The 4,154-nt window shown below is 39.0% G+C and carries 2 protein-coding genes; both read right to left on the bottom strand.

What is annotated here, in order from left to right:
- Positions 1-1,881 (bottom strand): Cna B-type domain-containing protein (locus JCM19034_RS20415; protein ID WP_156324089.1); only part of this gene is annotated, 1,881 nt, incomplete at its 3' end.
- A gap of 273 nt (positions 1,882-2,154) precedes the next feature.
- Positions 2,155-4,154, bottom strand: a 2,000-nt coding sequence (locus JCM19034_RS22515; RefSeq protein ID WP_269431743.1) for a SpaA isopeptide-forming pilin-related protein, incomplete at its 5' end; no start/stop codon positions are given.

The following is a 4,154-nucleotide window of genomic DNA, read 5'->3' as shown; positions in this document are numbered from 1 at the left end:
TACGACTTCTACTTTTCCAGTTGGCGGAGCAACTGGTCGATACACATACACTACTCTTTGGTCTTCTTCTGTGATCTCTCCGGTTGCATTTTGCGGTACTTCTACTAATTCATACCCAGCAATGTCTTCTGGAGCTGTCTCGTACTCTTCTCCTACAACATCTACAATTTCTTCGCCTGGTACTAGCTCGTTCCCGTCCTCATCTACGTGAACGACTTCCACTTTTCCGGTTGGAATTAATGTATTAATAATGTTAAAAGAGTCATCAGCGTAAGTTGTTTCATATCCATCTACTTCTAACTCACGGACAAAATAATCAAAATACTCTCCATTACTATCATAGTAAAGGTAGTCTTCAAATACGAAATTCCATGAATCATCTTCATCAGGAGTTATTGTTTCTCTAGCTAGGAATACATCTTCTCCATCTTTAGACATCCAAAGTTGAACTTCTATTGTTTCAGGTCTCAGCTCTAACTGATCTGAATCCATCCATACTTTTTCACCAGAAATGTTTATATTTTTCCCTGACACTTTAGGTATAGGAAATTCTCTAAAAGTTTGGTCGCTACTTCCTAAAGGCTGTAAAGTCGTTGTTCCGTTTGTTTCATAAAACGTATCTGGCTCAAAATCTTCGTGTTCAGTATTTAATTGAACTTTATATCGAATATGAATCGACTCATTTTCTCCTAAAAACAAGCCTTCTAACTGAATTGTGTCATTATTCAATGATACTTCTACATTATCTAAGAGGCTATTTTCACTAGCTGATAAATAATAATCTCCATCTGTAAGATCTGAATTAGTAGCTTGTGTGAACTCTTCATCATTTACTTTTAATCGAACCATCTCACCCATAGGATCTATTACAATTCCCTCAGAAATAGATGGAGCAATCGGGCTCGTTATTTGTGCTAAGACTTGTCGTAGGGCTTCACCCATTTGCCCAACCTCTTCAACATTTCGTGCCTGACCAGGTAAAGCTAAATTTTCTAAAACCTCAAGTGCTTGCTCTCTTGTTGCACCAGAACCTTCATTTGAGAGCTCAATCCCAATAGCAAACATATTATAGCCTAAACCTTGTAATCGTTGAGCTTCACGAATCGTGTCTTGACCATGATTTCGAGTATTACCCCCATAATTATAAGTAAAGCTTGTCCCATTCCCTACAATAGTACCATCAGGATTATAACTAACCGTTGGTACACCGTCAGTAATTGTTATAATCATTTGGTTATCAGCTATACTACTTTCTAAAATGGATTCTGCTTCTAGAATAGCCTGTTCTGTAAACGTTCCTCCATTATTACCTTCTCCTCTAACAGAAGGAATATTATTAGGCAGCTTATCAATAAGCTCTTGTGCATTTGTCGTTAAATCTTTAGATGACACATCCTGTGTTGGAATTCTATACACTGGATTGAACCGACCATCTAGTACAACTGTCCCATACGTGACAAGAGCCATTTGTAAACTACCATTTGCATTGTTTTGTGGATCTAATGCCTCACTAATAAAATCAACTGTTGCATCATGTGCAATTCCAACACGATTATTTGTAGCCATACTGTTTGAATTATCATAAACAATGACAATATCAGTTGTTCCTTCAACTGGGATATCCTTCCCTGTTACAGTTAAATCAATAAAATATTCACCAGGATGACCAGTGTATGTAGCGTTTTTTGACAACGTTGCTTCTGTGTAATCGATAAACTCTTCTTCATTTAATACGGCTCCCGTACCGTCCGCATGCGTGATTTCTTCAGCAGCAAATACTGCACTTGGGGCTAAACTACTGAAAAAAAGCGAAAAAACTAATGTAAAGACTAAACCAATCTTTACATGGTGATGAAACTTTTTCATGAATTTCCTTCCCATAATTCTCCTCCTAAAATAATTTTCTTTTAAATGATAAAAATGATAACGATCCCTAAAATAACGTAGTGAATACTAGATTCATGTCGCGACTATCATACTAGGATCTTCCCCTTATTTAGCTCTTGAAATCTGCTATTCCTTTCATCACCTCCTACAAATCAATTCCAAAGTTATAATACTTTAATCCCTCTTAAAACTTACTTAAATGATCACTTTAAAGTTAACCCACAAAAAAAAGAACTAACCCATTTTCAAGGTTAGTTCTCCATTTTTTCATCCTCGTTTATTCACATACACTCTTCTACCTATTAATATGGTCATACCGACAAGGATGGTGATCATCCCAATTAACAACATCGTCCAAATCAGTGGATTAGCTGTTGTCGGAAGATGCTGCTGCTCGTTTGTTGGTGTTTGCGTCTTTTCTCCTTCTATCTTATCTACTTTTTCCGGATTCTCTACGGTTTTTGATTTCTTCTCGGGTTGTAGTTTATCTTCTGTTTCTTGGTCATCCTTTGAACCCGATTCGCTATCTTTATCTTTATCTTTATCTTTATCTTTATCCTTATCTTTATCAGGATTTTCTGTACGGATCGGATCGTTTTCGATGACAAGCTGTAGAATCTCTTCTTGGGAGTAGACAATGTCAAATTTGATTTCATCTTCTTTTAGCTCATAACCAGTCGGAGCTTCTATTTCGGTTAATGAATATGAGCCAGGAAGCAAGTTTTCAATCAAGATACGTCCTTCTTGATCAGTAACGTAAGGAACGTAAGGGGTCTGACCCCCCAATGTGAAGACCGCACCTTCTAACGGCTCTCCTGTTTCACTGTCAACCTTGATAATCTCAACTGCTCCAAGCTTTAAGTCATTTGTGACTTCAATCACTAGCGTTTCTGCTTGGGAAGCGGTGATCTCAAAATCAACTGGGGTTGCATCTAACTGATAGTGCTCTGGTGCTTCTATTTCTACAAATGAATACTTTCCAGGTCGTAAGTTTGCAACATGTATCTGCCCCGTTTCATCTGTCTCAATGGCATCTTCAATGACATGACCTGCTTCATCTACCAATTGGAATGTTGCTCCAGCTAATGGCTCTCCTGTTTGCGAATCGAGTTTTACAAGTTCAACAGAACCCGGAGTTAAACGGTTTTCCACCGTTAGCTCAACGATGTTTTCTTGAGAGAAGTCAATTGTAAAATGAATTGGCGTTTCATCTAATTCGTAATTCGTTGGTGCTTTCACTTCAACAAACTGATACTCACCTGGATATAGATCACGCACGACAATGATTCCATCCTCATCAGTCACTAACCCTTCTCGCACGACCTCGCCGTCTATCGTTTGAAGCTCAAACTCTGCTCCTTCTAATGCTGTGCCATCAACATCATCCACTTTTAGTAATTGGACATCACCTAAAATCAGTTGATTCGATACGTTCACAAACAAACACTCTGTCTGACCTAGCTCGATCGCAAATGGAATCGGCTCCGTAGCTAATTGATAGTGTTCTGGCGCTTCTGTTTCCACGAATTGATACTTCCCTGGACGTAAATCTTCAACGACGATACGACCATCTTCATCTGTTACAAGCTCTTCTACAACCATATTCCCATCTTCACTTTCGAGACGGAAAACCGCACCTTCTAACTTCTCGCCTGTTGCATCATCGATCTTCACAAGTTCAACAGAACCTGAGATTAATTGATTCTCAGCTGTAACCTCAACGACATTCTCTTGAGAGAAATCAATTGTAAACACAATTGGTGTATCATCTATCTCGTAATCCGTTGGTGCTTTCACTTCAACAAACTGATATTCACCTGGATATAAATCACGTACGACAATGATTCCAGCCTCATCTGTCACTAACCCTTCACGCACGACCTCGCCATCTATCGTTCGAAGCTCAAACTCTGCTCCTTCTAATGCTGTACCATCAACATCATCGATTTTTAATAATCGTACATCACCTAAAATTAGTTGATTCCAAGCATTGACGACTAATCGCTCTGTCTGACTTGGCTCGATCGTAAATGGAATTGGCTCCGTAGCTAATTGATAGTGTTCTGGTGCTTCTGTTTCCACGAATTGATACTGACTTGGACGTAAATCTTCAACGACGATACGTCCATCTTCATCTGTTACAAGCTCTTCTACAACCACATTTCCGCCTTTATCTTCCAAACGGAATTTGGCACCTTCAATGACGTCACCTGACAGATCATCGACTTTTACAAGTTCAACAGAACCCGGAGTTAAACGGTTCTCCG

The sequence above is a fragment of the Bacillus sp. JCM 19034 genome (assembly GCF_001310635.1).
Lineage (GTDB): Bacteria > Bacillota > Bacilli > Bacillales > Bacillaceae_D > Halalkalibacter.
The sequence above is the reverse complement of the archived record's forward strand: the minus strand, read 5'-3'. Positions and strand labels throughout refer to the sequence as shown.